Source organism: Pseudomonas sp. FG98 (assembly GCF_057808595.1).
On the sequence record NZ_JBMDIJ010000045.1, the window covers coordinates 24,809 to 51,032 of the forward strand.

General features: G+C 63.1%; 21 protein-coding genes. 10 read left to right on the plus strand and 11 right to left on the minus strand.

From position 1 onward, the window contains the following. Positions 1-242 precede the first annotated feature (242 nt). From ACODSK_RS22000 to ACODSK_RS22010, 3 genes are all read right to left on the minus strand, one after another. A complete protein-coding gene (locus ACODSK_RS22000) occupies positions 243-1,589 on the minus strand; it encodes an ATP-binding protein (RefSeq protein WP_489019126.1) in 1,347 nt (448 codons plus the stop codon). Further along, positions 1,586-2,263: a response regulator gene (locus ACODSK_RS22005; protein WP_489019127.1), complete on the minus strand. Its 678-nt coding sequence runs from the start codon at positions 2,261-2,263 to the stop codon at positions 1,586-1,588. Before ACODSK_RS22005 ends, ACODSK_RS22000 begins: the two co-directional genes overlap by 4 nt. Positions 2,264-2,345: 82 nt before the next feature. Beyond that, a complete protein-coding gene (locus ACODSK_RS22010; protein WP_489019129.1) occupies positions 2,346-2,948 on the minus strand; it encodes a hypothetical protein in 603 nt (200 codons plus the stop codon). Positions 2,949-3,080: 132 nt separating this feature from the next. On the opposite strand from ACODSK_RS22010, the gene ACODSK_RS22015 reads away from it, so the two are divergent. Continuing rightward, on the plus strand, positions 3,081-3,869 hold the full coding sequence (locus ACODSK_RS22015) for a dienelactone hydrolase family protein (RefSeq protein ID WP_489019131.1): 789 nt from the start codon (positions 3,081-3,083) through the stop codon (positions 3,867-3,869). Between the two features lie 172 nt (positions 3,870-4,041). After that, complete coding sequence (locus tag ACODSK_RS22020) at positions 4,042-4,743, plus strand: 4'-phosphopantetheinyl transferase family protein (protein WP_489019133.1); 702 nt, start codon at positions 4,042-4,044, stop codon at positions 4,741-4,743. Positions 4,744-4,746: 3 nt separating this feature from the next. Here the strand turns inward: ACODSK_RS22020 and ACODSK_RS22025 are convergent, their stop codons facing one another. After that, positions 4,747-6,357: an ATP-binding protein gene (locus tag ACODSK_RS22025; RefSeq protein ID WP_489019135.1), complete on the minus strand. Its 1,611-nt coding sequence runs from the start codon at positions 6,355-6,357 to the stop codon at positions 4,747-4,749. After that, entirely contained in the window at positions 6,354-7,079 is a 726-nt protein-coding gene (locus ACODSK_RS22030) for a response regulator (protein ID WP_489019137.1), read from the minus strand. The genes ACODSK_RS22025 and ACODSK_RS22030 overlap by 4 nt, the downstream gene beginning before the upstream one ends. Before the next feature lie 772 nt (positions 7,080-7,851). Between ACODSK_RS22030 and ACODSK_RS22035 the strand changes: the two genes are divergently transcribed. The 4 genes from ACODSK_RS22035 to ACODSK_RS22050 all read left to right on the plus strand — a co-directional run bounded on the left by ACODSK_RS22035 (position 7,852) and on the right by ACODSK_RS22050 (position 13,186). After that, a complete protein-coding gene (locus ACODSK_RS22035) occupies positions 7,852-10,755 on the plus strand; it encodes a ribonucleoside-diphosphate reductase subunit alpha (RefSeq protein ID WP_489019139.1) in 2,904 nt (967 codons plus the stop codon). Between the two features lie 186 nt (positions 10,756-10,941). After that, the gene (locus ACODSK_RS22040) at positions 10,942-12,189 is read left to right on the plus strand and encodes a ribonucleotide-diphosphate reductase subunit beta (protein ID WP_489019140.1); all 1,248 of its coding nucleotides are present in this window, start codon (positions 10,942-10,944) and stop codon (positions 12,187-12,189) included. Between the two features lie 190 nt (positions 12,190-12,379). Then, entirely contained in the window at positions 12,380-12,895 is a 516-nt protein-coding gene (locus ACODSK_RS22045) for a BRO-N domain-containing protein (RefSeq protein WP_489019142.1), read from the plus strand. A 63-nt stretch (positions 12,896-12,958) separates the two neighbouring features. Next, positions 12,959-13,186 carry a hypothetical protein gene (locus ACODSK_RS22050; protein ID WP_489019143.1) on the plus strand — a complete coding sequence of 76 codons (228 nt, stop codon included), beginning with the start codon at positions 12,959-12,961 and terminating at the stop codon, positions 13,184-13,186. A 159-nt stretch (positions 13,187-13,345) separates the two neighbouring features. Here the strand turns inward: ACODSK_RS22050 and ACODSK_RS22055 are convergent, their stop codons facing one another. The 3 genes from ACODSK_RS22055 to katG form a co-directional block, all read right to left on the minus strand. After that, positions 13,346-14,212 carry a prohibitin family protein gene (locus ACODSK_RS22055; protein WP_489019145.1) on the minus strand — a complete coding sequence of 289 codons (867 nt, stop codon included), beginning with the start codon at positions 14,210-14,212 and terminating at the stop codon, positions 13,346-13,348. Positions 14,213-14,305: 93 nt separating this feature from the next. Then, the gene (locus tag ACODSK_RS22060) at positions 14,306-15,049 is read right to left on the minus strand and encodes a class I SAM-dependent DNA methyltransferase (RefSeq protein ID WP_489019147.1); all 744 of its coding nucleotides are present in this window, start codon (positions 15,047-15,049) and stop codon (positions 14,306-14,308) included. Between the two features lie 116 nt (positions 15,050-15,165). Further along, positions 15,166-17,304: a catalase/peroxidase HPI gene (katG, locus tag ACODSK_RS22065; protein WP_489019149.1), complete on the minus strand. Its 2,139-nt coding sequence runs from the start codon at positions 17,302-17,304 to the stop codon at positions 15,166-15,168. A 352-nt stretch (positions 17,305-17,656) separates the two neighbouring features. On the opposite strand from katG, the gene ACODSK_RS22070 reads away from it, so the two are divergent. The 3 genes from ACODSK_RS22070 (at position 17,657) to ACODSK_RS22080 (ending at position 21,595) form a co-directional block, all read left to right on the plus strand. Continuing rightward, complete coding sequence (locus ACODSK_RS22070; RefSeq protein WP_489019150.1) at positions 17,657-18,172, plus strand: sigma-70 family RNA polymerase sigma factor; 516 nt, start codon at positions 17,657-17,659, stop codon at positions 18,170-18,172. Beyond that, the gene (locus ACODSK_RS22075) at positions 18,169-19,113 is read left to right on the plus strand and encodes a FecR domain-containing protein (RefSeq protein WP_489019151.1); all 945 of its coding nucleotides are present in this window, start codon (positions 18,169-18,171) and stop codon (positions 19,111-19,113) included. Before ACODSK_RS22070 ends, ACODSK_RS22075 begins: the two co-directional genes overlap by 4 nt. Positions 19,114-19,204: 91 nt before the next feature. After that, on the plus strand, positions 19,205-21,595 hold the full coding sequence (locus tag ACODSK_RS22080) for a TonB-dependent siderophore receptor (protein ID WP_489019152.1): 2,391 nt from the start codon (positions 19,205-19,207) through the stop codon (positions 21,593-21,595). Positions 21,596-21,631: 36 nt separating this feature from the next. Here ACODSK_RS22080 and ACODSK_RS22085 read toward each other — a convergent pair whose 3' ends face one another. From ACODSK_RS22085 to ACODSK_RS22095, 3 genes are all read right to left on the minus strand, one after another. Continuing rightward, complete coding sequence (locus tag ACODSK_RS22085) at positions 21,632-24,076, minus strand: TonB-dependent siderophore receptor (protein WP_489019154.1); 2,445 nt, start codon at positions 24,074-24,076, stop codon at positions 21,632-21,634. 85 nt (positions 24,077-24,161) lie between these two features. Next, on the minus strand, positions 24,162-25,115 hold the full coding sequence (locus tag ACODSK_RS22090) for a FecR domain-containing protein (protein WP_489019155.1): 954 nt from the start codon (positions 25,113-25,115) through the stop codon (positions 24,162-24,164). Next, positions 25,115-25,618, minus strand: coding sequence for a sigma-70 family RNA polymerase sigma factor (locus tag ACODSK_RS22095; RefSeq protein ID WP_489019156.1), 504 nt, complete (start codon positions 25,616-25,618; stop codon positions 25,115-25,117). Before ACODSK_RS22095 ends, ACODSK_RS22090 begins: the two co-directional genes overlap by 1 nt. A 186-nt stretch (positions 25,619-25,804) precedes the next feature. Between ACODSK_RS22095 and ACODSK_RS22100 the strand changes: the two genes are divergently transcribed. Continuing rightward, complete coding sequence (locus ACODSK_RS22100) at positions 25,805-26,110, plus strand: hypothetical protein (RefSeq protein WP_489019157.1); 306 nt, start codon at positions 25,805-25,807, stop codon at positions 26,108-26,110. The last annotated feature ends 114 nt before the right edge of the window (positions 26,111-26,224 follow it).

A 26,224-nucleotide genomic window follows, 5' to 3' on the forward strand; every position in this document is an offset into this window, starting at 1 on the left:
AGGGATTTGTTGTGTCGAGCTGCGTGGCAGAACTCTGCGAGGTTCATAGCAAGCGCGGTGCCAGTTTGCGCTTTCGCGGTGCAAGACCAGTATTTCCGGGGATTTCTCGCACAATCAGGTGGCACGCCCCAGGGGGCAGGTTGGCGGATTTCCGCCCGAGGCGGAATTTCGCCAGGCCAGGCTGGCGGATATCCGCCTACGAAAAGCAGGGAAATAGCTGACAGGCGAACAGCCGACTACTGTCAGTCAGCAGTAAAACGGATGCGGAAGGCTGCGCCGCCAAGCGGAGAATCGCCGAGGGTCAGGCGGGCGTCGTAGCTGTCGATGATGTCCTTGGCCACCGCCAGGCCGATACCCTGCCCCGGGTACTGGCGATCGAGCCGTTCGCCACGCTGGAGAATGCGCTCGCGCTGGTCCGGCGGCACGCCGGGGCCGTCGTCCTCGATGCACAGCTCCAGCATGCCATCCACCTTGCCCAGGCTGATGCGCACCTGGCCCAGGCACAGGCGCCAGGCGTTCTCCAGCAGGTTGCCGAGCAACTCCATCAAGGCCCCCTGCTCCATCGGTACCCGGGCGTCGTCGACCAGGTCGAAGGCGACCTCGACCTGCTTGTCGCGATAGACCTTGGCCAGGGTACCGCACAGGCTGTCGAGCAACGGCCGCAGCTGCACCTGGTGACGCACCAGGCCGCTCTTGCGCAGGCTGGCGCGCTGCAACTGGTAGTCGATCTGCTGGCTCATGCGCTCGATCTGGCTTTGCAGCACCCGCGCCTGCTCGCGATCCGCCGGGCGCTGGGCCATGCCTTCGCTGACACCCTGCAAGACCGCCAGCGGGGTTTTCAGGCTGTGGGCCAGGTCGCCCAGGGAGTCGCGGTAGCGTCCACGCTGCTCACGCTCGCTGCGCAGCAGGCGGTTGAGCGAGCGGGTCAGGCGCAGCAGCTCGCGCGGGTGCTCGCCGCTGAGTCCGTCACGGGCGCCGGACTCGATCTCGTCGAGCTCCACGGTCATCCGCCGCAGCGAACGCAGGCCCCAGGTCAGTCCGGCCCAGAGCAGCACCATCAGCACCAGCAGGGCCGCGCCGAAGCCGAGGTAGAGCTTTTCCCGCAGGCCATTGAGGGTTTCCCGGTATTCGCGTACCGGTTGCAAGGCGACGATGCTGTAGGCCGCGCTCTTGCCGCCGAGCAGCTTGACCTCGACGTCATAGACGAAGAACTCCTCGCCATCGTCCTGGCGGATCCGCGCAAATTCGTTGCCGCGTCCGTCGTAGCGCGGCTGGTAATTGATGTTTTCGTTGGCGGTGGCCCGCGAGCGCCAGACCAGCCGGCCGTCGCGGTCATAGATGTAGCCGAGCAGGCGGCTGTCGGGCAGGTTGAAGCGCTCGTCCGGCAGCAGCACCGGCATCATCAGCCGGTTGTTTTCGACCCGGGCGGCGGAAATCAGCGTGGTCACGTCGGACGCCAGGCGCTGCTCGATGGATTCCTGCAGGGCCAGGCTGAAGGTCTTCTGCAAGGCTGGCAGCAGCGCCAGCATGAACAGCAGCGCCAGCACGGCGGCGGCGAGCATCAGGCGCACCCGCAGGGAACGGATCATCGGCAGCGCTCGGTGAACAGGTAGCCCAGGCCGCGCACGGTATCGATCGGCTTGAAGCCGAGGTCGCCCTCGAGCTTGCGGCGCAGGCGGCCGACCAGCACTTCGATGACGTTGGGGTCGCGTTCCTCGTCGTTGGGATAGAGCTGCTCCATCAAGCGCTCCTTGGCCACCACCTGCTGGTGATGGCGCATCAGGTATTCGAGGATGCGGTATTCGTAGGCGGTCAGCGCCAGCGGCTGTTCGTCGAGCAGCGCCTGCTTGCGGTTCAGGTCGAGGCGCAACGGACCGGCGGTGATGGTGGCCTGGGTGAAACCGCTGGAGCGACGCAGCAAGGCGTTGAGGCGCGCTTCCAGCTCTTCGAACTGGAACGGCTTGACCAGGTAATCGTCGGCCCCGGCAGCCAGGCCCTCGACCTTGTCCTGCCAGTTGCCGCGGGCGGTGAGGATCAGGATCGGGAAGGTCTTGTCGAGGGCGCGCAGGCGACCGATCAGTTCCAGGCCGCTCATGCCCGGCAGGCCCAGGTCGACGATGGCCAGGTCATGGTTGAACTGTTCGGCCTGGTACAGCGCCTCCTCGGCGTCGGCCACTGCCTCGACCACATGACCGCTTTCGCTCAAGCGACTGTGGAGGTGGTGGCGCAACAGCGCTTCGTCCTCGACCACCAGCAATTTCATCGACATCTCTCCTTGGTTTTGCGCGACACGCAGGATAACAGCGAACCGGCCCGCTCCAGGGGGCCGGTTCGGCAGCACGAGCTCAGAACTTGTAGTTGGCCGACAGGTAGGTCTGCGCACTGCTGGTCAGGCGCAGCGCACCGAGCTTGTCGCCGCCGGACTCGGCCAACTCGGTACTGGCGTTGCTGCGCAGGTAACGGTAGCCCAGCTCCACCGAGGCGTTGTCGCTGACTTGCTGGAGCACGCCACCTTGCAGGCCGATGGCATAGCCGATGTCGCTGTCGCGGCTGGCGCCCGGGGAGTCCTGGGTCAGCTTGGTCAGGCCGGCACTGGCACCGCCGAACAGCTTGGTGCTGTTGCCCAGGGGATAGAACAGGTCGTAGCTGCCGAGCAGATTTTCCTGACGCAATTTCAGGCCGTTATGGGTGCCGGAGACGTTGTCGTAGGTGGCGTAGTAGCGACCGTCGTCGTTGATCCGGCCGAGGCGCACGCCCCAGGTGTCGTCCTTGCCGATGATGCCGTCGGTGTTGAGGTTGCCGACGTTCTGCTCCAGCGAGCCGGATTTGCGCACCTTGTCGCTGGTCTGGCCATAGGTGAGGCCGGCGAAGGTGTCGTCCGCAGCCTGGACGCTCATGCTAGCGCCAAGGACGGTCAGCGCAGCCAACAGGGTGTTGAGGCTTTTCATGATGATGTTCTCCACGGTGATGCGCGGTTGGGGTGTGGAAGCTAGAGTAAGAACCCGGCCCTGAACCGCGGCTGAACCCCGCCTGAACCGGGGCTGAACGTCTTTCATGTTTCGAAAACAGGAGTACCGATCATGCGTTTGTTGATTGCCGCCGCCCTGCTGGGCGCCGCCGGACTGGCCCAGGCCGCCGTGCAGACCCGCGAGATTCCTTACCAGGACGCCGATGGCAAGCGTCTGGTCGGCTACTACGCCTACGACGATGCGGTGAAGGGCCCGGTGCCGGGCGTGGTGGTGGTGCATGAGTGGTGGGGCCTGAACGACTACGCCAAGCGCCGCGCCCGCGACCTCGCGGCCCTGGGCTACAGCGCCCTGGCCATCGACATGTATGGCGACGGCAAGAACACCGAGCACCCGGCCGATGCCATGGGCTTCATGCAGGCGGCGTTGAAGGATCCGGCGGCAGCGGCCAAGCGCTTCGATGCCGGGGTGGAGTTGCTCAAGCTGCAACCGCAGACCGACAAGGCGCGGATCGCCGCCATCGGCTATTGCTTCGGCGGCAAGGTGGTGCTGGATGCCGCCCGGCGTGGCGAACCGCTGGCCGGGGTCGCCAGCTTCCATGGCGCCCTGGTAACCAGCACCCCGGCCACGCCCGGCAGCGTGAAGACCAAGATCCTGGTGGAGCACGGCGCGGCAGACAGCATGGTCACCCCGGAGCAGGTGCTGGACTTCAAGAAGGAAATGGATGCGGCCGGGGCGACCTATGAGTTCGTCAGTATCCAGGGGGCCAAGCACGGCTTCACCAACCCGGATGCCGACCGCCTGAGCCATGGCGAGCATGGCGGGCCGGATATCGGCTACAACAAGGCGGCGGACGAGAGCTCGTGGGCGGATCTGCGGGCGTTCTTCAAGAAGATCTTCTGAGGCCGGGATGACCTCATCGCTGCGGTGCGGCGATCCGACAAGCCAGCCCCCACAGGTACTGCATGCACTGCCCCTGTGGGAGCTGGCTTGCCAGCGATGAGGCCATCAGTGCCACCCTCTTTGTCAATTCAGGCCCTATCGCTGGCAAGCCAGCTCCCACAAAATACCCGCCATGAACCGACTCCCCTCCTGCTGCTCCCCGCTCCAGCACCACTGGCCCCTGCCCCGCCCGGTCCCCGGCGCGCGGCTGGTCAGTTGTGGCTTCGACCCGGCCAAACTCGCCAGCGACGACTTCCAGCGCTCTGCCATCGAGCAGACGCCGGCCCTGCAGCGTTCGGTCGCCAAACGCCAGGCCGAGTACCTGGCTGGCCGGGTCTGCGCCCGCGCGGCCTTGCAATCGCTCGACGGCCGTCTGTACGTGCCCGCCACCGCTGAAGATCGTGCGCCGGTCTGGCCGACGGATATCACTGGCTCCATCACCCATGGCAAGGGCTGGGCTGCGGCAGTGGTTGCCCATAAAGCTGCCTGCCTGGGCCTTGGCCTCGACCAGGAAACCCTGCTGGACGAAGACCGCGCCAGCCGCCTGATGAAGGAAATCCTCACCGCCCCCGAACTCCAGCGCCTCGACCCGGCGCATATCGGGCTCGCCGTGACCCTGACCTTTTCCATCAAGGAAAGCCTGTTCAAGGCGCTCTATCCGCTGGTGCAAAAGCGCTTCTACTTCGAGCACGCCGAAGTGCTGGAGTGGTCCGCAGACGGTTACGCCCGCCTGCGCCTGCTCACCGACCTGTCGCCGGAATGGAACCAGGGCCGTGAACTGGAGGGGCAGTTCTGCGTGATGGGCGACCAGTTGCTCAGCCTGGTCGCGGTCTGAGCGTCATTCCCCGCTCGGCGCCTGCTGCTCCCGCGGCCAGCTCAGGCTGAAACAGGCGCCACCGAGGCGCTGGCTTTTACCGACCAGAGCCCGGCCGTTGTGCCAGTAGATGATCCGCCGGACGATGGACAAGCCTAGGCCATGCCCGCCGGATGAACGGGTGCGGCTGTCGTCGAGTCGGGTAAAGGGGGTGAAAATGCGGTCCCAGGCAGTTTCCGGTACGCCTGGGCCGTCGTCCTCGACATCCACACGACAACGCTGCAAGCCCAACTGGTAGCTGAGGGTGACCTGCGACTCGGCATGGCGCATGGCGTTGCTCACCAGGTTCTGCAAGGCGCGGTGCAGGTAACGCGACTCGGCCTCGACCCAGGCGCCCTCCTCGCCGCCTTGGGACACGCCGCGCAGTACCTGCACCTCACGGCGCAGCGGCGCCAGTTCGGCGATCACCTGGTCGAGCAGAGCATCCAGGTCGACCCGCTGGAAATGCAGGGCCGGGGCGCCCTGTTCGAGGCGGGCGTACATCAGCATCTCGTCGACCAGCTTGTCGAGGTCCTGGATATCGCTGTCCATTCCCGCCAGGTGCTTCTCTCGGGCCTGCTCGGTGCTGGCGCTGGCGATCATCTCCAGGCCGAAGCGCAGCCGTGCCACCGGTGTGCGCAGCTCATGGGACACCGCGCGGACCAGCTCGCGCTGGATGGTCAGCGAGCGTTGCAGGTGCTCGGCCATACCGTTGAACGCCTCGCCCAGGCGTCCCACCGAATCGGCGCCAGAGGCGACCACACGGGTGTCCAGGCTGCCCTGGGCGATCTGGGTGGCGGCGACCTCAACCTGGGACAGGCGCCGCTCGAGCTGGCGCACCAGCAGGTAGACCACCAGGCCGATCAGGCTCAGGCCGAGGGCGGCGATCAGTACCAGCAACTGCGGCGGATAAGGGTTCATCTGGTACAACGGACCGATTTCCAGGACCCAGGGCGTCCCGGCGATCCCGGCGAAGACCCGGATCGAGTCGCCGTCCTTGCCCAGGGCCATCACCGTGTCGCCCTCCTCGACCCGGCGGCGCTGGTCGTCATCCATGTCCGCGTCAGTCTGCGCCAGCAGGCGCAGGTCGAAGCCGAAGCCCTTGCTCTCCTTCAGTTCCGCCAGGCGCCGGGCCTGCTCGGCCACCGGGTAGCGCACCAGTTCGTCGACCAGCAGGTAGATGGTGGCCCGGGCCAGTTGCTCGCTGATCTGCTGCACCTCGCCGGTGAGCACCAGGTCGCGCCCCTTGAGCTGGCTGACCACCCGCGCCTGGTGCGGGCCGAGGTGTTCCACCAGGACCTGGCCGCGTTGCAGGCGGGTGCGCTGGCTGCCGTCGAGATGGGCTTCGGCGCTGCTTTGCACATTCAGGGGAATGCCCAGCAGGCGCTCCCACAGGGCCAGGGCACGGGTGCGCTCGACGCTGTTCATGCGCGCCAGATTGTCGGCCATCAGGGTGAAGGTGCCGTGGGCCAGACGCTCGCGGTACTGGCCGGCCCGCACTTCGTTTAGCAGGTGCAGGCTGAGCACGCCAAGGACCGCCACCAGCACCAGCACCGCGAGCATGCCGCCGTAGATGCGCAGGAAGATCGAATTCATGCCTTGCGGTCCAGGGCCTCGGCGGCCTCGCGGACGAACAGGTAGCCCTTGCTGCGGATGGTCTTGATCATGCGCGGGTGGATCGGGTCGTCGCCGATCTTGGGGCGGATACGCGAGATGCGCACATCGATGGAGCGGTCCTGGCCGTCGTAGCCGACACCGCGCAGCGAGGTGAAGATTTCTTCCCGGGAGAGGATGCGCCCGGCATTGCTGATCAACAGCCAGAGCAGGTCGAATTCGGCGCCGGTCAGCTCGATGCCGGTATCGGCCAGCCAGGCCTCGCGCAGGGTGTTGTCGACCCGCAGCGGGCCGAACTGCACGCTGCGCAGCTCTTCCACGGCAACAGCGGGCTCGGCACGACGCAACAAGGCGTTGATGCGCGCCAGCAGCAGGCGTGGGCGTACCGGCTTGCAAACATAATCATCGGCACCGAGATCGAGGCCCTGGACCTGGTCGAGGTCGTCGCTGCGCGCGGTGAGCATGAGGATCGGTCCGGGATAGCGCTGGCGCACCTTGCGGCAGATGCTCAGGCCATCCTCGCCGGGGAGCATCAGGTCGAGGATCACCAGGTCCGGCTGTTCGTTGATGATCCGCGCCGCGGCCTTGGCCCCGTCGCCTTCCACCTCGACGCTGAACCCGTTGGCCTGGAGGTATTCGCGGGTCAGCTCGGCGAGCCGCTGGTCATCCTCGACGATCAATACCTGACAGCTGCGCTGCTCCACGCTCCCACTCCTGCACCTTGTTGTTATTGGAATGTCGCCGCCATCACTGAAAGGCAACATCGGCCCCGGATACTACTTGGCGTCCCGGGCACTGCCAACCGCCCGCGCGGGCGACGCAAATTGCCTGCCAACGGCCTCGGTGGGGCACGTTTTTTGTGATAGGGTTCGCGCCCGCAAAAAACTCTCTGTTGCCTTTTCTTACATGAAAAAAGGGTGACAGGCGGTTCGCCTTTGATAGGACGGGGCCTACAGCGATTTGTCCCGTTTCACACACAAACTACCCACAAGTTATCCACAGATCGTCGCCTTGCAATAGGGCCGATACCGCATTATCTTGTATCTCATTCAAAACAAAACACTACATCTTGGGTTTTCATCAAAATCCCAAGCACAAGTCAAGCATCGAACTCAAGCCCTTCAGCGGCTGTTTTTTTTGCTTGAACTTTAAGTGAATTCAGCAGCCAAACCGCTCCTGCGGAGGCGACCGTTGCAAGCCACCAAGAGGGCCTTGTTCCGGGTATGGATGATGCAGGCCAGGGCCGCACATCCGCACAGCAACAGATTTTGGGTCAGCGGCCCAAGACTTTTGACTTCGGCCAGGGAGCGGCATGCGAATGCCCCTTTTTCCTGATCCGTCCCGAAGTCGGGTACACGCCCTGTCGCGGCGCGAGTGCTTTCGAGCCATGCGTGCACAGATGCCTGTCGGACCTTTGGATGGAACGGTGGGCGCCCATCAGGCGCCTGAATAAACATAGAGAACGTGGAGACACCCATGCACACCGACACAACTCGCGAGAACCCGCAGGCCAAGGCGCCGCAGGCCGCCGATTCGAACCAGGATCTGGCAGCGACCGCCCCCGGCCAACTGCGCGTGATCAAGCGTAACGGCACTGTCGTCGCCTACACCGACGACAAGATCACCGTAGCCATCACCAAAGCGTTCCTCGCAGTTGAAGGCGGCACCGCCGCCGCCTCGTCGCGCATCCACGACACCGTCGCGCGCCTGACCGAGCAGGTCACCGCCACCTTCAAGCGCCGCATGCCTTCCGGCGGCACCATCCATATCGAAGAGATCCAGGACCAGGTCGAACTGGCCCTGATGCGTGCCGGCGAGCAGAAAGTCGCCCGTGACTACGTGATCTACCGCGAGCAGCGCGCCCGCGAGCGTGCCACCCGTGGCAACGTGGACTCCGCCGTACAGCCGCACCCAAGCATCCGCATCACCCTGGCCGACGGCAGCCTCGCGCCGCTGGACATGAACCGCCTGAACACCATCATCTCCGAGGCCTGCGAAGGCCTGGCCGAAGTCGATGGCGACCTGATCCAGCGCGAAACCCTGAAGAACCTCTACGACGGCGTGGCCATCAAGGACGTCAACACCGCCCTGGTGATGACCGCCCGTACCCTGGTCGAGCGCGAGCCGAACTACTCCTTCGTCACCGCCCGCCTGCTGATGGACACCCTGCGCGCCGAAGCCCTGGGCTTCCTCGACGTCGCCGACAGCGCCACCCACCACGAAATGGCCGACCTGTACGCCAAAGCCCTGCCGGCCTACATCGCCAAGGGCGTGGAATACGAACTGCTCGACCCGGCCCTGGCCGGCTTCGACCTGGAGCGCATGGGCCAGGCAATCGAGCACGAGCGTGACCAGCAATTCACCTACCTGGGCCTGCAAACCCTGTACGACCGCTACTTCATCCACAAGGATGGCGTGCGCTTCGAGCTGCCGCAGGTGTTCTTCATGCGCGTCGCCATGGGCCTGGCCCTCGGCGAGAAAGACCGTGAAGCCCGTGCGATCGAGTTCTACAACCTGCTGTCGTCCTTCGACTACATGGCTTCGACCCCGACCCTGTTCAACGCCGGTACCCTGCGTCCACAGCTGTCGAGCTGCTACCTGACCACCGTTCCGGACGACCTGTCGGGCATCTACCACGCGATCCACGACAACGCCATGCTGTCGAAATTCGCTGGCGGCCTGGGCAACGACTGGACTCCGGTACGTGCGCTGGGCTCCTACATCAAGGGCACCAACGGCAAATCGCAAGGCGTCGTGCCGTTCCTGAAAGTGGTCAACGACACCGCCGTCGCGGTCAACCAGGGCGGCAAGCGCAAGGGCGCGGTCTGCGCCTACCTGGAAACCTGGCACCTCGACATCGAAGAGTTCATCGAGCTGCGCAAGAACACCGGTGACGATCGTCGTCGTACCCACGACATGAACACCGCCAACTGGATCCCCGACCTGTTCATGAAGCGCGTCTTCGAAGACGGCAAGTGGACCCTGTTCTCGCCTTCGGAAGTGCCGGACCTGCACGACCTGACCGGCAAGGCCTTCGAAGAGCGCTACGAGTACTACGAAGCCCTGACCGAGTACAACAAGATCAAGGTGTTCAAGACCATCCAGGCCAAGGACCTGTGGCGCAAGATGCTCTCGATGCTGTTCGAGACCGGCCACCCATGGCTGACCTTCAAGGATCCGTGCAACCTGCGCAGCCCGCAGCAGCACGTGGGCGTGGTCCACAGCTCGAACCTGTGCACCGAGATCACCCTGAACACCAACAAGGACGAGATCGCGGTCTGCAACCTGGGCTCGATCAACCTGCCGAACCACATCGTCGACGGCAAGCTCGACCACGCCAAGCTGCAACGCACCGTGCACACCGCCGTGCGCATGCTGGATAACGTGATCGACATCAACTACTACTCGGTACCGCAGGCGCGCAACTCGAACCTCAAGCACCGTCCGGTCGGCCTGGGCATCATGGGCTTCCAGGACGCGCTGTACCTGCAGCACATCGCCTACGGCTCCGACGCTGCCGTCGAGTTCGCCGACCGTTCCATGGAAGCGGTCAGCTACTTCGCCATCCAGGCCTCGTGCGACCTGGCCGATGAGCGCGGTGCCTACGAGACCTTCGAAGGTTCGCTGTGGTCCAAGGGCATCCTGCCGCTGGATTCGCAACAGATCCTGATCGAGGCCCGTGGCGCCAAGTACATCGACGTCAACCTGGACGAGACTCTGGACTGGGCTCCGGTGCGCGAGCGCGTACAGAAAGGTATCCGTAACTCGAACATCATGGCCATCGCGCCGACCGCGACCATCGCCAACATCACCGGCGTATCGCAGTCCATCGAGCCGACCTACCAGAACCTGTACGTGAAATCGAACCTGTCGGGCGAGTTCACCGTGATCAACCCGTACCTGGTTCGCGACCTGAAGGCTCGCGGTCTGTGGGACTCGGTCATGATCAACGACCTGAAGTACTACGACGGTTCCGTGCAGCAGATCGAGCGTATCCCGCAAGAGCTGAAAGACCTGTACGCCACCGCGTTCGAAGTAGAGACCAAGTGGATCGTCGACGCCGCCAGCCGTCGCCAGAAGTGGATCGACCAGGCGCAGTCGCTGAACCTGTACATCGCCGGCGCTTCGGGCAAGAAGCTCGACGTGACCTACCGCATGGCCTGGTACCGTGGTCTGAAGACCACCTACTACCTCCGTGCCCTGGCCGCGACCAGCACCGAGAAGTCGACCATCACCACCGGCAAGCTCAACGCCGTGTCCAGTGGTGGCGACAGCAGCGCCCCGGTCCAGGCCCAGGCCGCTCCGGCCGCGGCTCCTGCTCCAGCGCCAGTGCCGAAGGCCTGCGCGATCGACGAGCCGGACTGCGAAGCCTGCCAGTAAGGTGATCCGAGGCTTCCCTACGGGGAAGCCTCCTTGCATCCCCGACAAAAAGACCGAGGCCTTTACCGCCTCGGCGCCCTTCCCGGGCATTTCCAGATTTTTGCGTGCACTGCTGTACCCCAACGCGAGCAACGCAACCAAGATCCACCGGCCATACTGAAATGGCCCTCAAGCAGGAGACCCACCATGCTGAGCTGGGACGAATTCGACAAAGAAGACGGCGAAGTCACCGCCAAGACCGGTAACGCCGGCCAAGCTGCCGCTGCCGGCATCGACAAGCTGGACAGCGCCGGTGGCGCCGCCGCCCTCGAAGCCCGCGCCGTGACCACCGCCGACTCGGCCGCAGTGATCCGTGCCAAGGCCGCACTGGACGAATTGGACATCGCCGAAGGCCTGGCCGAGCTGGAAGGCTCCGCTGCCCGTGTCGCGGTTGACGAAAAGCGCATGATCAACTGCCGCGCCGACCTCAACCAACTGGTCCCGTTCAAGTACGACTGGGCCTGGCAGAAGTACCTCGACGGCTGCGCCAACCACTGGATGCCGCAAGAGGTCAACATGACCGCCGACATCGCCCTGTGGAAGAGCCCGGAAGGCCTGACCGACGACGAGCGCCGCATCGTCATGCGCAACCTCGGCTTCTTCTCCACTGCCGACTCGCTGGTCGCCAACAACCTGGCCCTGGCCGTGTACCGTCTGATCACCAACCCGGAGTGCCGCCAGTACATCCTGCGCCAGGCCTTCGAAGAAGCGATCCACACCCACGCCTACCAGTACTGCATCGAATCCCTGGGCATGGATGAAGGCGAGATCTTCAACATGTACCACGAGATCCCGTCGGTCGCGAAAAAGGCCGCCTGGGGCCTGCGCTACACCCGCTCGATCTCCGACCCGGAATTCGACACCGGCACCGTCGAAACCGACAAGGAACTGCTGCGCAACCTGATCGCCTACTACTGCGTGCTGGAAGGCATCTTCTTCTACTGCGGCTTCACCCAGATCCTGTCGATGGGTCGCCGCAACAAGATGACCGGCGTTGCCGAGCAGTTCCAGTACATCCTGCGTGACGAATCCATGCACCTGAACTTCGGTATCGACGTGATCAACCAGATCAAGATCGAAAACCCGCACCTGTGGGATGCCGAAATGAAGGAAGAAGCCTCGCAGATGATCCTGCAGGGCACCCAGCTGGAGATCGAATACGCCCGCGACACCATGCCGCGCGGCGTACTGGGCATGAACGCGGCGATGATGGAGGACTACCTCAAGTTCATCGCCAACCGTCGCCTGTCGCAGATCGGTCTGAAGGAAGAGTACCCAGGGACTACCAACCCGTTCCCGTGGATGAGCGAGATCATGGACTTGAAGAAGGAGAAGAACTTCTTCGAGACTCGGGTGATCGAGTATCAGACTGGTGGGGCGTTGAGCTGGGATTGATTGGCTCGCACTGCACAGCTCTATTGAAAAGGCTGCCTTCGGGCAGCCTTTTTACTTTGTGTGTCAGACAGCCATGGCCGGTTGACTGTTTCCCCCTGCTTCCATAGGTTGTGCCTTCAGCGCTTAAGAACGCTCACGCGGCGGCACTCCGTTCCCGACAGCAACGGCTCTCCTTCCAGGTAAGCCGATCATGACCAAACTCTACGAACCCACCCTCTTCACCCGCCACAACCGCCCTCTTCACACCCTTTGGCTCGAATCCCAGGCGTGGTTCTGCGCCCGTGAGCTCGGGCGGGTGATGGGCAAGTTCATCGACAAGCGCTGTGTCGACCGGCTCGATCACGATCAGTGGCGCCGTGTTCGGCTTCTGCACTACGGACGATGTGTCGAGACGCTGATGATCAGCGAGTCAGGCACCTATACCCTGCTGGCCCACCACTATGTCCCGGAGAACCGCGCGCTGCGGCATTGGTTGACCCATGAGGTGGTGGCGGTGCTGCGGGATGGGCATGACGGCGCGAGCGGCGACGGGCCCCGGCTGGAAAGGATGAGCTGGGGGAATGGGCAGCAGGTGGTGAGCGCACTGTATTGGCAGAATGAGCCGTGGGTCAGGTTGCGCGATATGCCGGTGGTGCTGGGTGAGGAAGGTTCTGAGCGAATAGACCCGGGGTGGCGGGGGCAGGTGGAGCGGACTTTGCGTGCTTGAGATGGACCAGGGATGGCTTGGTCACATCAATCGGAAAGCGGCGCGGGTCTTGTGGGAGATTCTATGGTGACAGGCAAGCAGTTTGATGTTGTGACTGCCGGCCGCATCGTCGGCAATGCCGACTCCCACAGGGTTCTGGGCCAATCACGTTATCTGTGCTCGACGCGGGCCCTGTGGGAGCTGGCGTTGCCAGCGATGAGGCCCGCCAGAACAACACAGACCAGCAAGATCGATGTCGAGGCGGGTGGCCTCATCGTCGGCAACGCCGACTCCCACAAGGTTCTGGGCTAGTCACAGTATTGGTGCTCGACGCGCCCTCTGTGGGAGCTGGCTTGCCAGCGATGACGTCGGTGAATTCACTACCGCTATCGCTGGCAGGCCAGCTCACACATGACCGGGTTAGATCAATGAGTCATGTGCCGTTCACACAAGTCCGCTGGAACAATGGGGTTACTTCTTCGCGTCAATAAACGGCATAGTCCCACCTGGCAAAACGGTAGTCGGCAGCTTGCCATCCCAGCGCTCGGCCTTGGTCAGTTCGACGAGGTTCTGGTTGCTGGCAAGGGCCTTGGCCCGCACTTCGATCGCTGCCGCTTCGGCGTTACCGCGCAGTTCGATCGCCTGGGCTTCGGCCTTGGCTTGCGCCAGCGCGGCATCGGCCTTGGCCTGGGCTTGGGTGACGCTGATCTGGGCCTGGATCTTCTCGGTCTCCAGTTGCTGCTCGCGGGTCTTGACCGCCACTTCGGCCTTCATGCGCTCCTCGATGGAGCGTTCATAGGCATCGCTGAAGTCGATGTTCTCGACCTGGACGCTGTCGATCACCACCGGGCCGGTGACGTTGGACTTGATCGCCTGGGAGATCGCCGCAACCAGTTCGCCGCGCTTCTGCACGGCATTGACGGCGGTGTATTGGCCGAAAACGTTCTCGACCTGGGTCGGCACCTGCCGGGCGATGGCGCGGGACAGCAGGCCGTCGAGGTCGCTGTAGCCCTTGTAGACATCGGCGACTTCGCCGGGGGTGACATGCCAGGAGACGGAGACGGTCAGTTGCGCTGCCTGCTGGTCGCGGCTATAGGCCTGGAGCCCTTCCCACTTGGAGGCCTGGTTCTGGATGGAGATTTCCTTGACCGTGTCGATGAACGGGAATTTCCAGTGCAGGCCCGGTTCCGCCACTTCGATGAAGGCGCCGTTGCGCAGGACCACGCCGCGCTCCTTCTCGTCCACCGTGTAGAAACTGCCGAAGACTGCGGTCAGCACGGCCAGTCCCAGTACCACGGAGGCGCTGGTTGCAATCCAGCGGTGGTTCGCCTTTTCCATCTTCATTTCCTTCTGAAGGCGCACTGCGGCAGGCAGTGCCAAGGGCTTGATTGTGCTGGCTTTATCGCTGGCAAGCCAGCGCCCACAAGGATTTCAGCGCTTTACGCAGGCAAACAGGCTGTTCCCCGATACTCCATCCCAGGGCACCAGTTTTTCGTAGTCATGCTCCAGCACATGTACTTCGAAATACGGCTCCAGCAGCGCCTGCAACTCGTCGAAGCTCACTGCCACCATCGGGTGCTCGTCGTGCCAGACCTGGCTTTCCCCCGCCAGACTGCGCTCGATGCTCAGGCGCAACGCTTGGCGCTCGCCCTCCCCCGGATAGCCCCAAGCCGAACGAAACACGAAATGGGCACCGTCGAGTTCGGCAGTGTGGGAAACGAACGAATCATTGTCGATGCGTCGCTTGTCCACGCTGTTGAAGCAGAACACCCCGCCCTCCTCCAGCGCGGCATGCACGCTGGCGAAACAGGCCTTGAGCCGTTCGACCGTGCCGCTGTAGTGCACCGAGTAGAGGAAGCAGGTGATCAGGTCCAGTGGCCTCTCGACACTGAATCCGCACATATCGCCTAGGGCGAACTGCGCTTCAGGACAGCGCAAGGCCGCCTTGTCGAGCATCGGCTGGTTGATGTCCAGCCCGCTGCTTTGGTACCCGGCATCGATGAAGTGACGCACATGGGGCCCGGTGCCGCAGGCCAGGTCGAGATGACGCTTGCCGCCATTGCCGAACAGCTGCTGCAAGCGATGGACGCAGTGACTTTGCGCACGATAGTCGATGTTCGCGCACATCAGATCGTAGTAGCCCGACAGGTCGGTATAGAGAGCGTTGCCGGACATGGGCACCTGGGATGTCAAAGGGGTCGAGGGGGCGGCATTGTAGCCGGAAGCACGGACGAAAAAAGGCCCGGTGAAGCAGAACTTCACCGGGCCTTGGTTTACTTCAGAACATCACTTCAGGCGAGGTCGAAACGGTCCAGGTTCATCACCTTGGTCCAGGCCGCGACGAAGTCACGGGCGAACTTCTCCTTGGCGTCGTCGCTGGCGTAGACCTCGGCGTAGGCGCGCAGGATCGCGTTGGAACCGAACACCAGGTCGTTGCGGGTGGCGGTGTATTTCACTTCGCCGGTCTTGCGGTCGCGACCTTCGAACACTTCGCTAGTGTCATCGGTGGCTTTCCATACGGTGCCCATGTCCAGCAGGTTGACGAAGAAGTCGTTGCTCAGGGCGCCGACCTTGCCGGTGAAGACACCATGCTGGCTGCCGTCGAAGTTGCTGCCCAGTACCCGCAGGCCGCCGACCAGTGCAGTCAGTTCCGGCGCGGTCAGGGTCAGTAACTGGGCGCGGTCGATCAGCAGCGACTCGGTGCTGGCCGCACTGTCGGTACCGCGGTAGTTGCGGAAACCATCAGCCAGCGGCTCCAGGTAGTCGTACGATTCAACGTCGATCTGGTCCTGGCGGGCATCGACCCGGCCCGGTGCGAACGGCACATGCACGTTGACACCTGCAGCCTTGGCCGCCTGCTCGATACCGACTACACCCGCGAGAACAATGATGTCGGCCAGCGAAGCCTTGTTGGCTGCCTGCTGGATGGCTTTCAGGCGATCGACGGTAGCCGCGACGCCGGCGTTGACCGCCCAGTCCTTCTGCGGGGCCAGGGCCAGACGGGCGCCGTTGGCACCGCCCCGCTTGTCGCCGCCACGGAAGGTCGAGGCCGAAGCCCAGGCCACCGAGACCAGGTCGCCCACCGACAGGCCCGACTCGGCGATACGTGCCTTGAGGTCGGCGATGTCATCCGCGCTCGGCTTGTACAACGCGGACGGCAGCGGGTCTTGCCAGATCAGGTCCTCGTTCGGTACTTCCGGGCCGAGGTAGCGGGCTTTCGGGCCCATGTCGCGGTGGGTCAGCTTGAACCAGGCGCGGGCGAAGGCATTGGCGAACGCTTGCGGGTCGTTGAGGAAGCGCCGCGAGATGGCCTCGAAGCCCGGGTCGAAACGCAGGGTCAGGTCGGTCACCAGCATGGTCGGGCGGCGTTTCTTCGACGGGTCGAACGGATCCGGCATGATCTCCGGGGCGTCCAGCGCTTCGAACTGGATGGCGCCAGCCGGGCTGCGGGTCTGGGTCCATTCGAACTTGAACAGGTTTTCGAAGAAGTTGTTGCTCCACTGGGTCGGGGTCTGCGACCAGATCACTTCCAGGCCGGAGGTGATGGCATGGGCACCGACACCGCTTTCGTAGGTGCTGGTCCAGCCCAGGCCCTGGGCTTCGATACCGCCCGCTTCAGGGTCGACACCGACATGGGTGGCGGCGCTGGCTCCGTGGGTCTTGCCGAGGGTGTGGCCGCCGGCGATCAGGGCGACGATTTCCTCGTCGTCCATGGCCATGTTGCCGAAGGTGGCGCGGATCGCCGCTGCAGCCGAGGCCGGGTCGCCGCTGGCGTTCGGGCCTTCCGGGTTGACGTAGATCAGGCCCATCTCGGTGGCCGACAACGGGTTCTTGGCCAGGGTTTCCGGGTCGCGGTGGGTCAGCCAGGCTTTCTCGTCGCCCCAGTTGACGTCCATGTCCGGTTCCCACACGTCTTCACGACCGGCACCGAAGCCGAAGGTGCGGAAGCCGGAGGCCTCCAGCGCAACGTTGCCGGCGAGGATCATCAGGTCGGCCCAGGAAATCTTCTGGCCATATTTCTGCTTGATCGGCCACAGCAGGCGGCGGGCCTTGTCGAGGCTGACGTTATCGGGCCAGGAGTTGAGCGGTGCGAAGCGTTGCTGACCACGACCTGCACCACCACGGCCATCGACGGTGCGGTAGGTGCCGGCGCTGTGCCAGGCCATGCGGATGAACAGACCACCGTAGCTGCCCCAGTCGGCGGGCCACCAGTCCTGGGAATCACTCAGCAGTTGCTTGAGGTCGGCCTTGAGCGCGGAGTAGTCGAGCTTCTTGAATTCGTCGCGATAGTTGAAGTTCTCCCCGAGCGGGTTCGAACGGTCCGAATGCTGGTTGAGCAGATCCACACGCAGTTGTTTCGGCCACCAGTCGCGATTGCTGGTGCCGCCACCGGATGTATTGTGGAACGGGCACTTACCTTGGTTCGACATTGCTGCTTTCTCCTTTTTCCTCAGCAGACCGGCCCTGTGTAGCGACCGACGATAGGTAAAGACTAAATCGGCACCTTCAATGGAACAAATTTATGAATTTTATTGAATCGATAGCCATTTACTTATTGGCTGGTTTGCCAACATGGCTATCGATCACTTGGTTCCATTGCACATGACGGATTGTCGATGGGCGGTGCTGGTTGCGCAGAGACAGTAAAGCAGAGGGAAAGAAGTGTGGATTGAATGTATGTGACATGACATGTAGCTACGCGCTGTCCCGTAATTTCCAATTGCCATGCCACTTTGCCCGCCTCTAGAATGCAACCCATTCTCAAATAGCCCCTGCCCGCCTATGCCTCCTCCTGCGGACCACACACCCGTGCAACAGCTTTACCGCAGCCATCACGCCTGGCTGCTGGGTTGGCTGTATCGCCGTGTGCACGACCGTTGCGATGCGGCGGACCTTAGCCAGGACACGTTCGTTCGCCTGCTGAGCACGCCCCGGCCCGACGCCGAGTTGCGTGAACCGAGGGCCTACCTGGCGACCATCGCCAGACGCCTTCTGGCCAACCTTTATCGCCGTCGTTCGCTGGAGCGGGCGTATCTGGACGCCCTCGCTTCCTTGCCGGAAGAGGAGGCGCCGAGCGCTGAGCACCATGCGGCGATCCTCGAAGCGCTGAACGCGGTGGAACAGGTATTGGCGCGGCTTTCCAGCAAGGCTCGGCGGGCTTTTCTGTTGTCACAGATCGAGGGTCATACCCAGGAGGAAATCGCCGAGCTGATGGCGGTCAGCGTACGCTCGGTACAGCGCTGGCTGGTACAGGCCTACGAGGAGTGCATCGTGCTGGCATCGAGTGAATGGGCATGAGTGCTGCGCCGATTTCCCGGGAAATTGCCCACGAGGCGGCGCAGTGGTTTCTGCGCCTGCAAGCGGCAGATGCCGACAAGCAAGTTCACGAAGCCTGCTCCCTCTGGCGTGCTGCACATGTCGAACATGAAAGAGCCTGGCAACTGGCCGTACGTTTCAGTGTGCAGATTCAGGCGATTCCTACGTCCATTGGCCGCTCCACCTTGCAACGTCCGGGGGCGTTGAACCGTCGCTCCGCTCTCAAGGCACTCACTTCGCTGGTGGTCCTGGGCTCGCTGGGCCTGACCCTGTCACGCAACGGCACCCTGGACACGCTGATGGCCGATGCCAGCACCGGTGTCGGTGAGCACCGCCGCATCGCCCTGCCCGACGGCAGCGAGTTGCACCTGAACACCGACAGTGCCGTGGATATTCGCTTCAGTGCCGAGGAGCGCAGGGTACGACTGCGGCGCGGTGAGGTATTCATCAAGACCGCAGCGGATCCCCGCCCCTTTCTTCTGACCTCGGCCCGCGGTTCGTTCCAGCCACTCGGCACGCGCTTCTCGGTGCGGCAACAGGCCGGGCACGATCTGTTGCTGGTCACCGAAGGTGCGGTCATGGCAACGCCAGTGAATGCCAGCCAAGGCGCCCTACGGATCGTCGCTGGTGAACAGGCAACGCTGACGGACCGGCACGTGACCAAGCTGCCGGTATCAGTGAAATCAGTGGACTGGGTCGACGGCGTCCTGCGCGCGGAACGGATGCGTCTGTCGGACTTCATCACCGAGCTGAACCGCTATCGCCATGGCTGGATTCGCTGCGCCCCGGAGCTGGCGGGCCTGCGGATTTCCGGGGCCTTCCAACTGGCCGATACCGATGCCGCCCTGGGCGCGCTGGCGCTGACCTTCCCGGTGCGGGTGCATTACGTGACGCGGTACTGGGTCACGCTTGTCCCGGCCTGAAATGTGCCGCCCTGAAAAAAGCGTGTCGGGTTTTCCCGGACCTGGGTGTCCTCCTCCTGAAACCGTCACTTTTCGCGTTCAGGAATCCCCCATGCGCCCTCGTCTTCCCGTTTATCCACTGTTCCGCCTCGCCCTGCTTGCCCGGGCCATCGCTACCCCGCTGCTGGCCAGCGGCAGCCTGCTGGCTGCGCCGCTTGCCCTGGCCGAAGGCAGCCAGCGCTATAACATTGCCGCCGGCCCCCTGAGCGAAGCCCTGGCTGCCTTCGCCGCCCGTGCCGGAGTCACCCTTCCCATCGACCCGGCCATGCTCGGCAATCTGCAAAGCCCCGGGCTGCAAGGCGAATGGAGTATTTCGCAAGGTTTCGAACAGCTGTTGCGTGGTACATCGCTGCAAGCCGTGGCACAGACTGGTACGACCTACGTCCTGCGCCCACGCCCGACATCTTCGGCACTGCAACTGGATGCGACCACCATCTCCGCACAGCACGGCGTGCGACAGTCGGCCATCGGCCCGTTGACCGGCTACAAGGCCTCGCACAGTACAGTCGGGACAAAGACCGACGCTGCTCTTCGCGATATCCCACAGTCGATTCAGGTGGTGCCGCGCCAGGTACTGGAAGACCAGCAGGCCAGCAGCATGGCTGATGCGCTGAGCAATGTGAGCAGCATCCAGCGCGGCAACACCCATGGCGGCAGCGTCGAGAGCTTTATCGTGCGCGGCTTCCAGGGCACCACCTATGCGATTGACGGCATCCTTACCAACTCCCTGGCGGTGCGCCCGGAAATCCTCACCGACCTGGTCAATGTCGAGCGGGTGGAGGTGCTCAAGGGACCGGCCTCGGTGCTGTACGGCCGGGGCAATCCGGGTGGACTGATCAATATCGTGACCCGTCGGCCGACACTGGCCCCGGAGGCCCAGGTCAAGCTGCAAGGTGGCTCCTTCGATTACCAGAGGGGCCAGGCATGGTTCAGCGGCCCCTTGTCGGAAGAGCATGGCCTGGCAGGCAGCATGGCAATGGCCTACCAGACCGAAGGAAGTTTCCGGGATCATTTCCGCGACAGTCATCGCCGTCACTTCGCTCCGTCCCTGTCCTGGAATCCCGATGACAGCACGCGCCTGGACATGGGCCTGGAGTACACCGAGACCGATGCGCCCTACGACCGTGGACTACAGGTGATCGGCAATAGGGTCGATTCACGCCATAAGGTATTTCTCGAAGAGCCGTGGTCCCATAGCGACAGCGACAAAAGCGCCGCCTGGCTGCGCCTGGAACACGATCTCAACGATTGGCTGACCCTGCGTCAGATCACGCGCTGGGACCAGTCCAACAAGACCATGCTGAATATCTCGCAGCGCACCTTGCAGGCCGATGGTCGCACCCTGGTGCGCCGTGCCACCGACTTCGACGAGACCGCGCGCTCCCTCAGCGCCCAGTTCGAGGCTGTCGCCCGCTTTGACACGGCGGGGTTGCACCATCAGTTGCTGACCGGTGTGGAAACGGTGAAGGGGCGTCGCGCCGTGACCATGCTGCGAGCCAGCGTTGCCTCCATCGATATCTGGAATCCGGTCTATGGCGCACAGCCGGGGCCCTTCACTTTTGGCGAGGACTCACGCTTCGATCAGGAGAGTTATGGTGTCTACCTGCAGGATCAGATTGATCTGACAGAGCAATGGAAGTTGTTGCTGGGCGTGCGCTGGGACCAGGTCACCCAGCGCAATCGAAACTACACGGCGACCGGTAGCTACAACGATATCCATATTGATCCATCGGACACCTCGCCGCGTGCCGGCATCGTCTATCAACCCACCGAGCGCCTGGCGTTGTATGCCAGCTACAGCACGTCCTTCGCACCGCAGAACCGTCTGACCCGGGACGGCAGCGTGATCGATCCGGAAACCGGTGAGCAATACGAGATCGGCGCCAAGTACGAGCTGATTCCGGAGCGCCTCTCTGCCACCCTGTCGGCCTTCGAGATCCGCCGCGAGAACCTGTCCACCACCGATCCGCTGGACAGCAGCTATTCGATCCAGACCGGTGAGCAACGTGTACGCGGGGTGGAGCTGGATGTCAGCGGCGAGCTACAGGATGGCTGGAATGTCATAGGAAACATCGCCGTACTGGATGCGAAACTGGTGAAGGACACGCGCCTTGAGGAAGGCAACCGGCTTGAAGGCGTGCCGACGGTGAGCGGATCGCTGTGGTCGACCTATCAGTTGCAGGATGGCGCGCTACGCGGGCTGGGCGCGGGAGCCGGGGTGTTCTTTGCCGGCAAGCGTTATGGCGACCTGGCCAACAGCTACAGTGCCAGCGGTTATGCGCGGCTGGACCTGAGCCTGTTCTATGACATCAACGAGCAACTGCGGGTGTCGCTGAATGCGCGCAACGTGCTGGATCGGGATTACATCGAGACCATTGCCAGTTCGGGGAACTATGCGGGGGAGCCCGCTTCGCTGGTGGCCTCGATCAGCGCGGGGTTTTGAAGATTGCCGGGACCGCTTCGCAGTCCCGGCGATCGATCAGAAATCCACGGTCGCGGACAGCTTCAACGTCCGCGGCTCACCCTGGGTCAGGTAGTTGTTCGCCGTCGACGCCGAGGCCCAATAGGCCTTGTTCGCCACGTTCTCGACATTGGCGCGCAAGGTGATGTACTTGTCGTCCGCCTTGAAGCCGTAGCGTGCGCCAAGGTCGACGCGAGTCCAGGCCGGGATGCTCAGGGTGTTTGCCGCGTTGACGTACTCACCGCCGGTACGCAGCAGACGCCCACTGACCGCCGCACCCTCGATGCCGGGGATGTCCCACTCGCCGCCCAGGTTGAACTGGAAGCGCGGCACGCCGGCAGCGCGGTTGCCATCGGTGGCACCGTTGGCGGTGTTCTTCTGTTCGGTGTCCATCCAGGTGGCACCGGCCAGGACGCGCAAGCCGTCGAGCGGTTCGCCGAAGACATTCAGCTCGACGCCCTTGTTGATCTGCTCGCCATCCACATTGAAGGTGCCAAGGACTACACCGGGGGTGTAGCTGGTGGAGTTGTTCGGCTGCTCGATGCGATAAACGCCGAGGGTTGCGCCGAAGCTGTCCCAGTCCAGCTTGACCCCGGCCTCGGTCTGCTTGCTGCGCTTGGGCGGGAAGACTTCGCCGGGGTTGGTGACGTTGGTCAGCGGCGCGGTCGGGCCCTGGGCCAGGCCTTCGATACGGTTGGCGTAGAAAGACACGTGCTCCCACGGTTTGATCACCAGGCCGTAGACCGGGGTGGTGATGGATTCGTCGTAGTTGCTGTTGCGCGCACCACTGGCGGTGTTCCACGCATCGACCTCCAGGGTCTGGCGACGGACGCCAAGCGTCAGCAGCACGCGCTCGTCCAAAAAGCCGAGGGTGTCGGACACAGCAACGCTCTTGATACGGTTCTTGCCGACGATACGCGGGTCGTGGATATCACTGCCGAAGTAGGTATTGGTCGGACGCGGTACCTGGATCGGGTTGTACAGGTTGCCCACCGGGCGATTGGCAACCAGGATCGCCTCGTAGGCCGAACGCTGCTCGCCCCACATGCCTGACAGACCGAAGTTCATCTGGTGTGTGACCGGGCCTGTGTTGAAGTGGCCATTGAGACCGGCGACAGCACTCTTGTTGTCTTCATCATGGGGCGGATAGAGAAAACCTGTACGGCCGCTACCGTCATTGCCTACATACAGCGAGGAATACACACCATTCTCTCGGGTGTGCTTGGCTCCGATGCCTGCATAGGCAGTCCAGTTGTCGTTGAGGTCGTACTCACCATTGAGCATGCCGTAGGTGTCTTCCAGCTCGGACCAGCTCCAGTCCTGGGCATAGTTGCTCTTCGCCGAAGGGGCATGAGGAACCTTGGTGCCATTGGGGTAGACCACCGCACGACCATTATCGATGCGCTGCTTCTGGTAGCCGAAGTCGGTGGACAGACGCAGACGCTCACCCCGGTAATCAAGGCCGACGGCGATCAGCGAGGTGCGCTTGTTCTCGTCATCGATGGCTGTGTCGCCACCACGCTGGGCCAGGTTGATCCGAGCACCGAAGCGGTTGTCTTCACCAAAACGCTGGCCGAGATCGAGGTGCCCACCGACCTGGGTGTCACTGGTGTAGTCCAGGGTAATGCGGCGGGTCGGAGTGTCCTCGGCGCGCTTGGGCACCAGGTTGACACTGCCGCCGATACCGCTGCCTTGCGGAGCAACGCCGTTGACGAATGCGTTCGGGCCCTTGAACAGTTCGACCCGTTCAACCGCTTCGGTGTTGATGATCTGGCGGGGCAGCACGCCGTACAGGCCGTTGAACGCAATGTCGTCACTTTGCAGCGGCAGGCCGCGAATCGTGAACACTTGGGAGAAGTTGCCGAAACCTGCCGACTGACGTACCGCTGCGTCGTTGAGCAGAACGTCACCGATGGTGCGAGCCTGCTGGTCGTCGATGGTTTTCGCGGTATAGCTGACGACGCTGAAGGGAACGTCGTTGATCGAACGATTGCCCAGGACACCGAGGTGCGCGCTGCGCGCTACCTGGCCACCGGCATAGGTCTCGTCGGCGAAGCTGCCGGAGGCGTTGATGTTGGTAGCACCCAACTCCAGTGCACCACCAGCAGCCACCGGGGCCAGGGTGTAGCCATTGTCGCCGAGGCTCTGCAGGGTGTAGCCACTACCCTGCAGCAGTTGTGCGAATCCGCCCTCCACCGTGTAGGTCCCTTGCAGCCCCTTGCTCTGCCGGTCGTTAAGCAACATCGGATCGAAGGACAGCGGCACACCGGAAATCGCGGCGAACTGGGCCAGAACATCACCCAGCGCACCGGGGGCAATACTGTAGCTACGGCTGATGCCATTCTGCACAGCATCAGCGGCGGTGACGCTGTGCACCGGCAGCAACGCCGCAAGGGCCACAGCCAGACTCAGCGCCTTCATGGCCATGCGTGGAGGGCTGATTCGGGAAACGAACTGCGTCATGCGGGGCTCCTGTCGGTATAGAAAAAGTGAGGATTCACTTCCTCACCGAAGGAGTCGGGAAAAGGTATCAAGCAAATTGCGTTTTTCAGCGAGGTTCGATTGCTACCCAATAACGCGTCAGACTGCTGACACGAATTGGCAGGGTGTCCTGAAGCAGGCGGAGGCTGGCGTCGGTATCTTTCAAAGGGAAGGCCCCTGATACGCTGAGGCCGGCCACGTCATCGTGGCAGCGCAGCACGCCCGGACGATAGCGGCCAAGCTCGGCGAGCAGGTCAGCGAGGCGCATGTTGCGGGCAACCATCATGCCGTGTTCCCAGGTCAGGGCTGCGGTGTCCAGTGGCTTGGCCTGGGCGGCGGTGTCGCGGGTGAAGGTGCTCTGTTCACCGGCCTTGAGAATCAGGCCGTGGGTGGCATGAACGGGGAGCATTTCCACTGCGCCTTCGGTTACGGCCACCTGACTGCCTTGGTCGCCGACCCGCACAGTGAAACGAGTGCCAAGGGCGCGCGCGGTGCCGTGGCGGGTCTCGACGATAAAGGAACGCAGTGGATCCTTGGCCGTGGTGATCAGTAGTTCGCCTTCCAGCAACTTGATCCGGCGCTCCTTGGCATTGAAGGCAATGTTCAGGGCACTGCCGGTGTTGATCAGTAGCTGCGTGCCGTCTGGCAGGGTCAGGTTTTTCTGCTCGCCGATCGCAGTGTGCTGATCAGCACTCCACTGTTGCCAAGGGAGTTCGCGGTAGGCCGTCCACAGCGCCGGACCCGCCAGGAGAAACAGGCCGAGGCGATGCAGGGCCTGGCGGCGACCGACGCGCTTGCTGGCGTTCAAGCGTTGGAAGGTGTCACTGGCAAGGCTGCCAGGGACGGCACGCAAATCGCCGAGCAAGGCTTCGGCGCGCTGCCAGGCCAAGGCATGCTGCGGACTACGGTTGCGCCAGAGCTGAATGGCACGGTGATCGGACTCGGTGGCGCTGCCGGACTGCAGTTGCACCAGCCAATCGGCAGCTTCGCCGAGAATCAGTGGGTCGATGTTCGTACTCATCAGGCCACGCTCAAGCAGGCGAGGAAGGCGTCGCGCATGTCGCGTTTGACGGTTATCAGCGAGACGCTCAGTTGTTCGGCAATTTGCGGGTAGGTGAGGCCATCGATCTGCGAGAGAAGGAAAGTCTGGCGTACACGGGCGGGCATCTCGCGGAGCATGGTGTCGATACGCTGGAGAGCCTCGAGAATCAGCCAGCGGGTTTCAGGTGATGGAACCTCGGCCTCGGGCAAATGGGCAATGCTTTCCAGATAGGCGCGCTCGACGTCCTGACGCTTCCAGCGGTCGATCACCAGGCCTTTGGCAATGTGGGTCAGCAAGGCTCGCGGCTCGCTGCCGAAACTGCGCACAGGTTTGCTGAGCAGGCGGATGAAGGTGTCGTGGGCCAGATCCGCAGCATCGCTGGTGTTGCCCAACTTGCGCTGGAGCCAGGCATGTAGCCAGCCGTGGTGCTCGCAATAGAGGGTTTCGATCTGGGGATGAGCGGCGCGATCAGTCAACGACATAGAGACCACTGGGCATCGGCCTGGGACGGCGGTAATGGAAGTGAGAATTTCTATCAATTCTATCTGCGTGATGTTGGCCGTGGCAATTGCAACAAGATAAGTACTGACCGACGGGACGCCGCATCTCGCCATGGGAGTGTGAGAAAATGCCCGGCTTTTTGTTCCGCAGATTGGAGATGTACTGTTTTGGTAATGCATTACTCAACGAACGGCGACGGCGTCGCCTGTGGTCGCACCGGCAATAACCTGAGCGTCAGCGCAGTAGAAGCCGAGGTGGATTGCAAATCGTGCCAGCGCTCGCTGGCCAAGGTGGAGGCCGCGCCGGTGAAGAAAGCACCGTCCCTGGCTGAACTGCGCAAGCAGCGCCAGGTGAGTCAGGCACCCGCGAAAGCCGCCGACTTCTGCTTCAAGGCCAACTGGCGTATGCGCCTGGCTGGCCTGCCCGATCGTTGCCGTCTGCCACGAGGCGTTGCACCTCAGGCATTCGTGTAAGCCAATTCGCGGGGCCTTTGGGCCCCGTCTTTTTTTGCATGTGCTTTTCCAGCAGCGGAAAAGACAAAACCCCTACCTGCATACGCAGATAGGGGTTTCGGAATTGAATCTTGA

Excerpts from the sequence above, each read along its gene's own strand:
- ACODSK_RS22000 (WP_489019126.1), bottom strand. The coding sequence starts at position 1,589 with ATGATCCGTTCCCTGCGGGTGCGCCTGATGCTCGCCGCCGCCGTGCTG.
- ACODSK_RS22005 (WP_489019127.1), bottom strand. The coding sequence starts at position 2,263 with ATGAAATTGCTGGTGGTCGAGGACGAAGCGCTGTTGCGCCACCACCTC.
- ACODSK_RS22010 (WP_489019129.1), bottom strand. The coding sequence starts at position 2,948 with ATGAAAAGCCTCAACACCCTGTTGGCTGCGCTGACCGTCCTTGGCGCT.
- ACODSK_RS22015 (WP_489019131.1), top strand. The coding sequence starts at position 3,081 with ATGCGTTTGTTGATTGCCGCCGCCCTGCTGGGCGCCGCCGGACTGGCC.
- ACODSK_RS22020 (WP_489019133.1), top strand. The coding sequence starts at position 4,042 with ATGAACCGACTCCCCTCCTGCTGCTCCCCGCTCCAGCACCACTGGCCC.
- ACODSK_RS22025 (WP_489019135.1), bottom strand. The coding sequence starts at position 6,357 with ATGAATTCGATCTTCCTGCGCATCTACGGCGGCATGCTCGCGGTGCTG.
- ACODSK_RS22035 (WP_489019139.1), top strand. The coding sequence starts at position 7,852 with ATGCACACCGACACAACTCGCGAGAACCCGCAGGCCAAGGCGCCGCAG.
- ACODSK_RS22040 (WP_489019140.1), top strand. The coding sequence starts at position 10,942 with ATGCTGAGCTGGGACGAATTCGACAAAGAAGACGGCGAAGTCACCGCC.
- ACODSK_RS22045 (WP_489019142.1), top strand. The coding sequence starts at position 12,380 with ATGACCAAACTCTACGAACCCACCCTCTTCACCCGCCACAACCGCCCT.
- ACODSK_RS22050 (WP_489019143.1), top strand. The coding sequence starts at position 12,959 with ATGGTGACAGGCAAGCAGTTTGATGTTGTGACTGCCGGCCGCATCGTC.
- ACODSK_RS22055 (WP_489019145.1), bottom strand. The coding sequence starts at position 14,212 with ATGGAAAAGGCGAACCACCGCTGGATTGCAACCAGCGCCTCCGTGGTA.
- ACODSK_RS22060 (WP_489019147.1), bottom strand. The coding sequence starts at position 15,049 with ATGTCCGGCAACGCTCTCTATACCGACCTGTCGGGCTACTACGATCTG.
- katG (WP_489019149.1), bottom strand. The coding sequence starts at position 17,304 with ATGTCGAACCAAGGTAAGTGCCCGTTCCACAATACATCCGGTGGCGGC.
- ACODSK_RS22070 (WP_489019150.1), top strand. The coding sequence starts at position 17,657 with ATGCCTCCTCCTGCGGACCACACACCCGTGCAACAGCTTTACCGCAGC.
- ACODSK_RS22075 (WP_489019151.1), top strand. The coding sequence starts at position 18,169 with ATGAGTGCTGCGCCGATTTCCCGGGAAATTGCCCACGAGGCGGCGCAG.
- ACODSK_RS22080 (WP_489019152.1), top strand. The coding sequence starts at position 19,205 with ATGCGCCCTCGTCTTCCCGTTTATCCACTGTTCCGCCTCGCCCTGCTT.
- ACODSK_RS22085 (WP_489019154.1), bottom strand. The coding sequence starts at position 24,076 with ATGACGCAGTTCGTTTCCCGAATCAGCCCTCCACGCATGGCCATGAAG.
- ACODSK_RS22090 (WP_489019155.1), bottom strand. The coding sequence starts at position 25,115 with ATGAGTACGAACATCGACCCACTGATTCTCGGCGAAGCTGCCGATTGG.
- ACODSK_RS22095 (WP_489019156.1), bottom strand. The coding sequence starts at position 25,618 with ATGTCGTTGACTGATCGCGCCGCTCATCCCCAGATCGAAACCCTCTAT.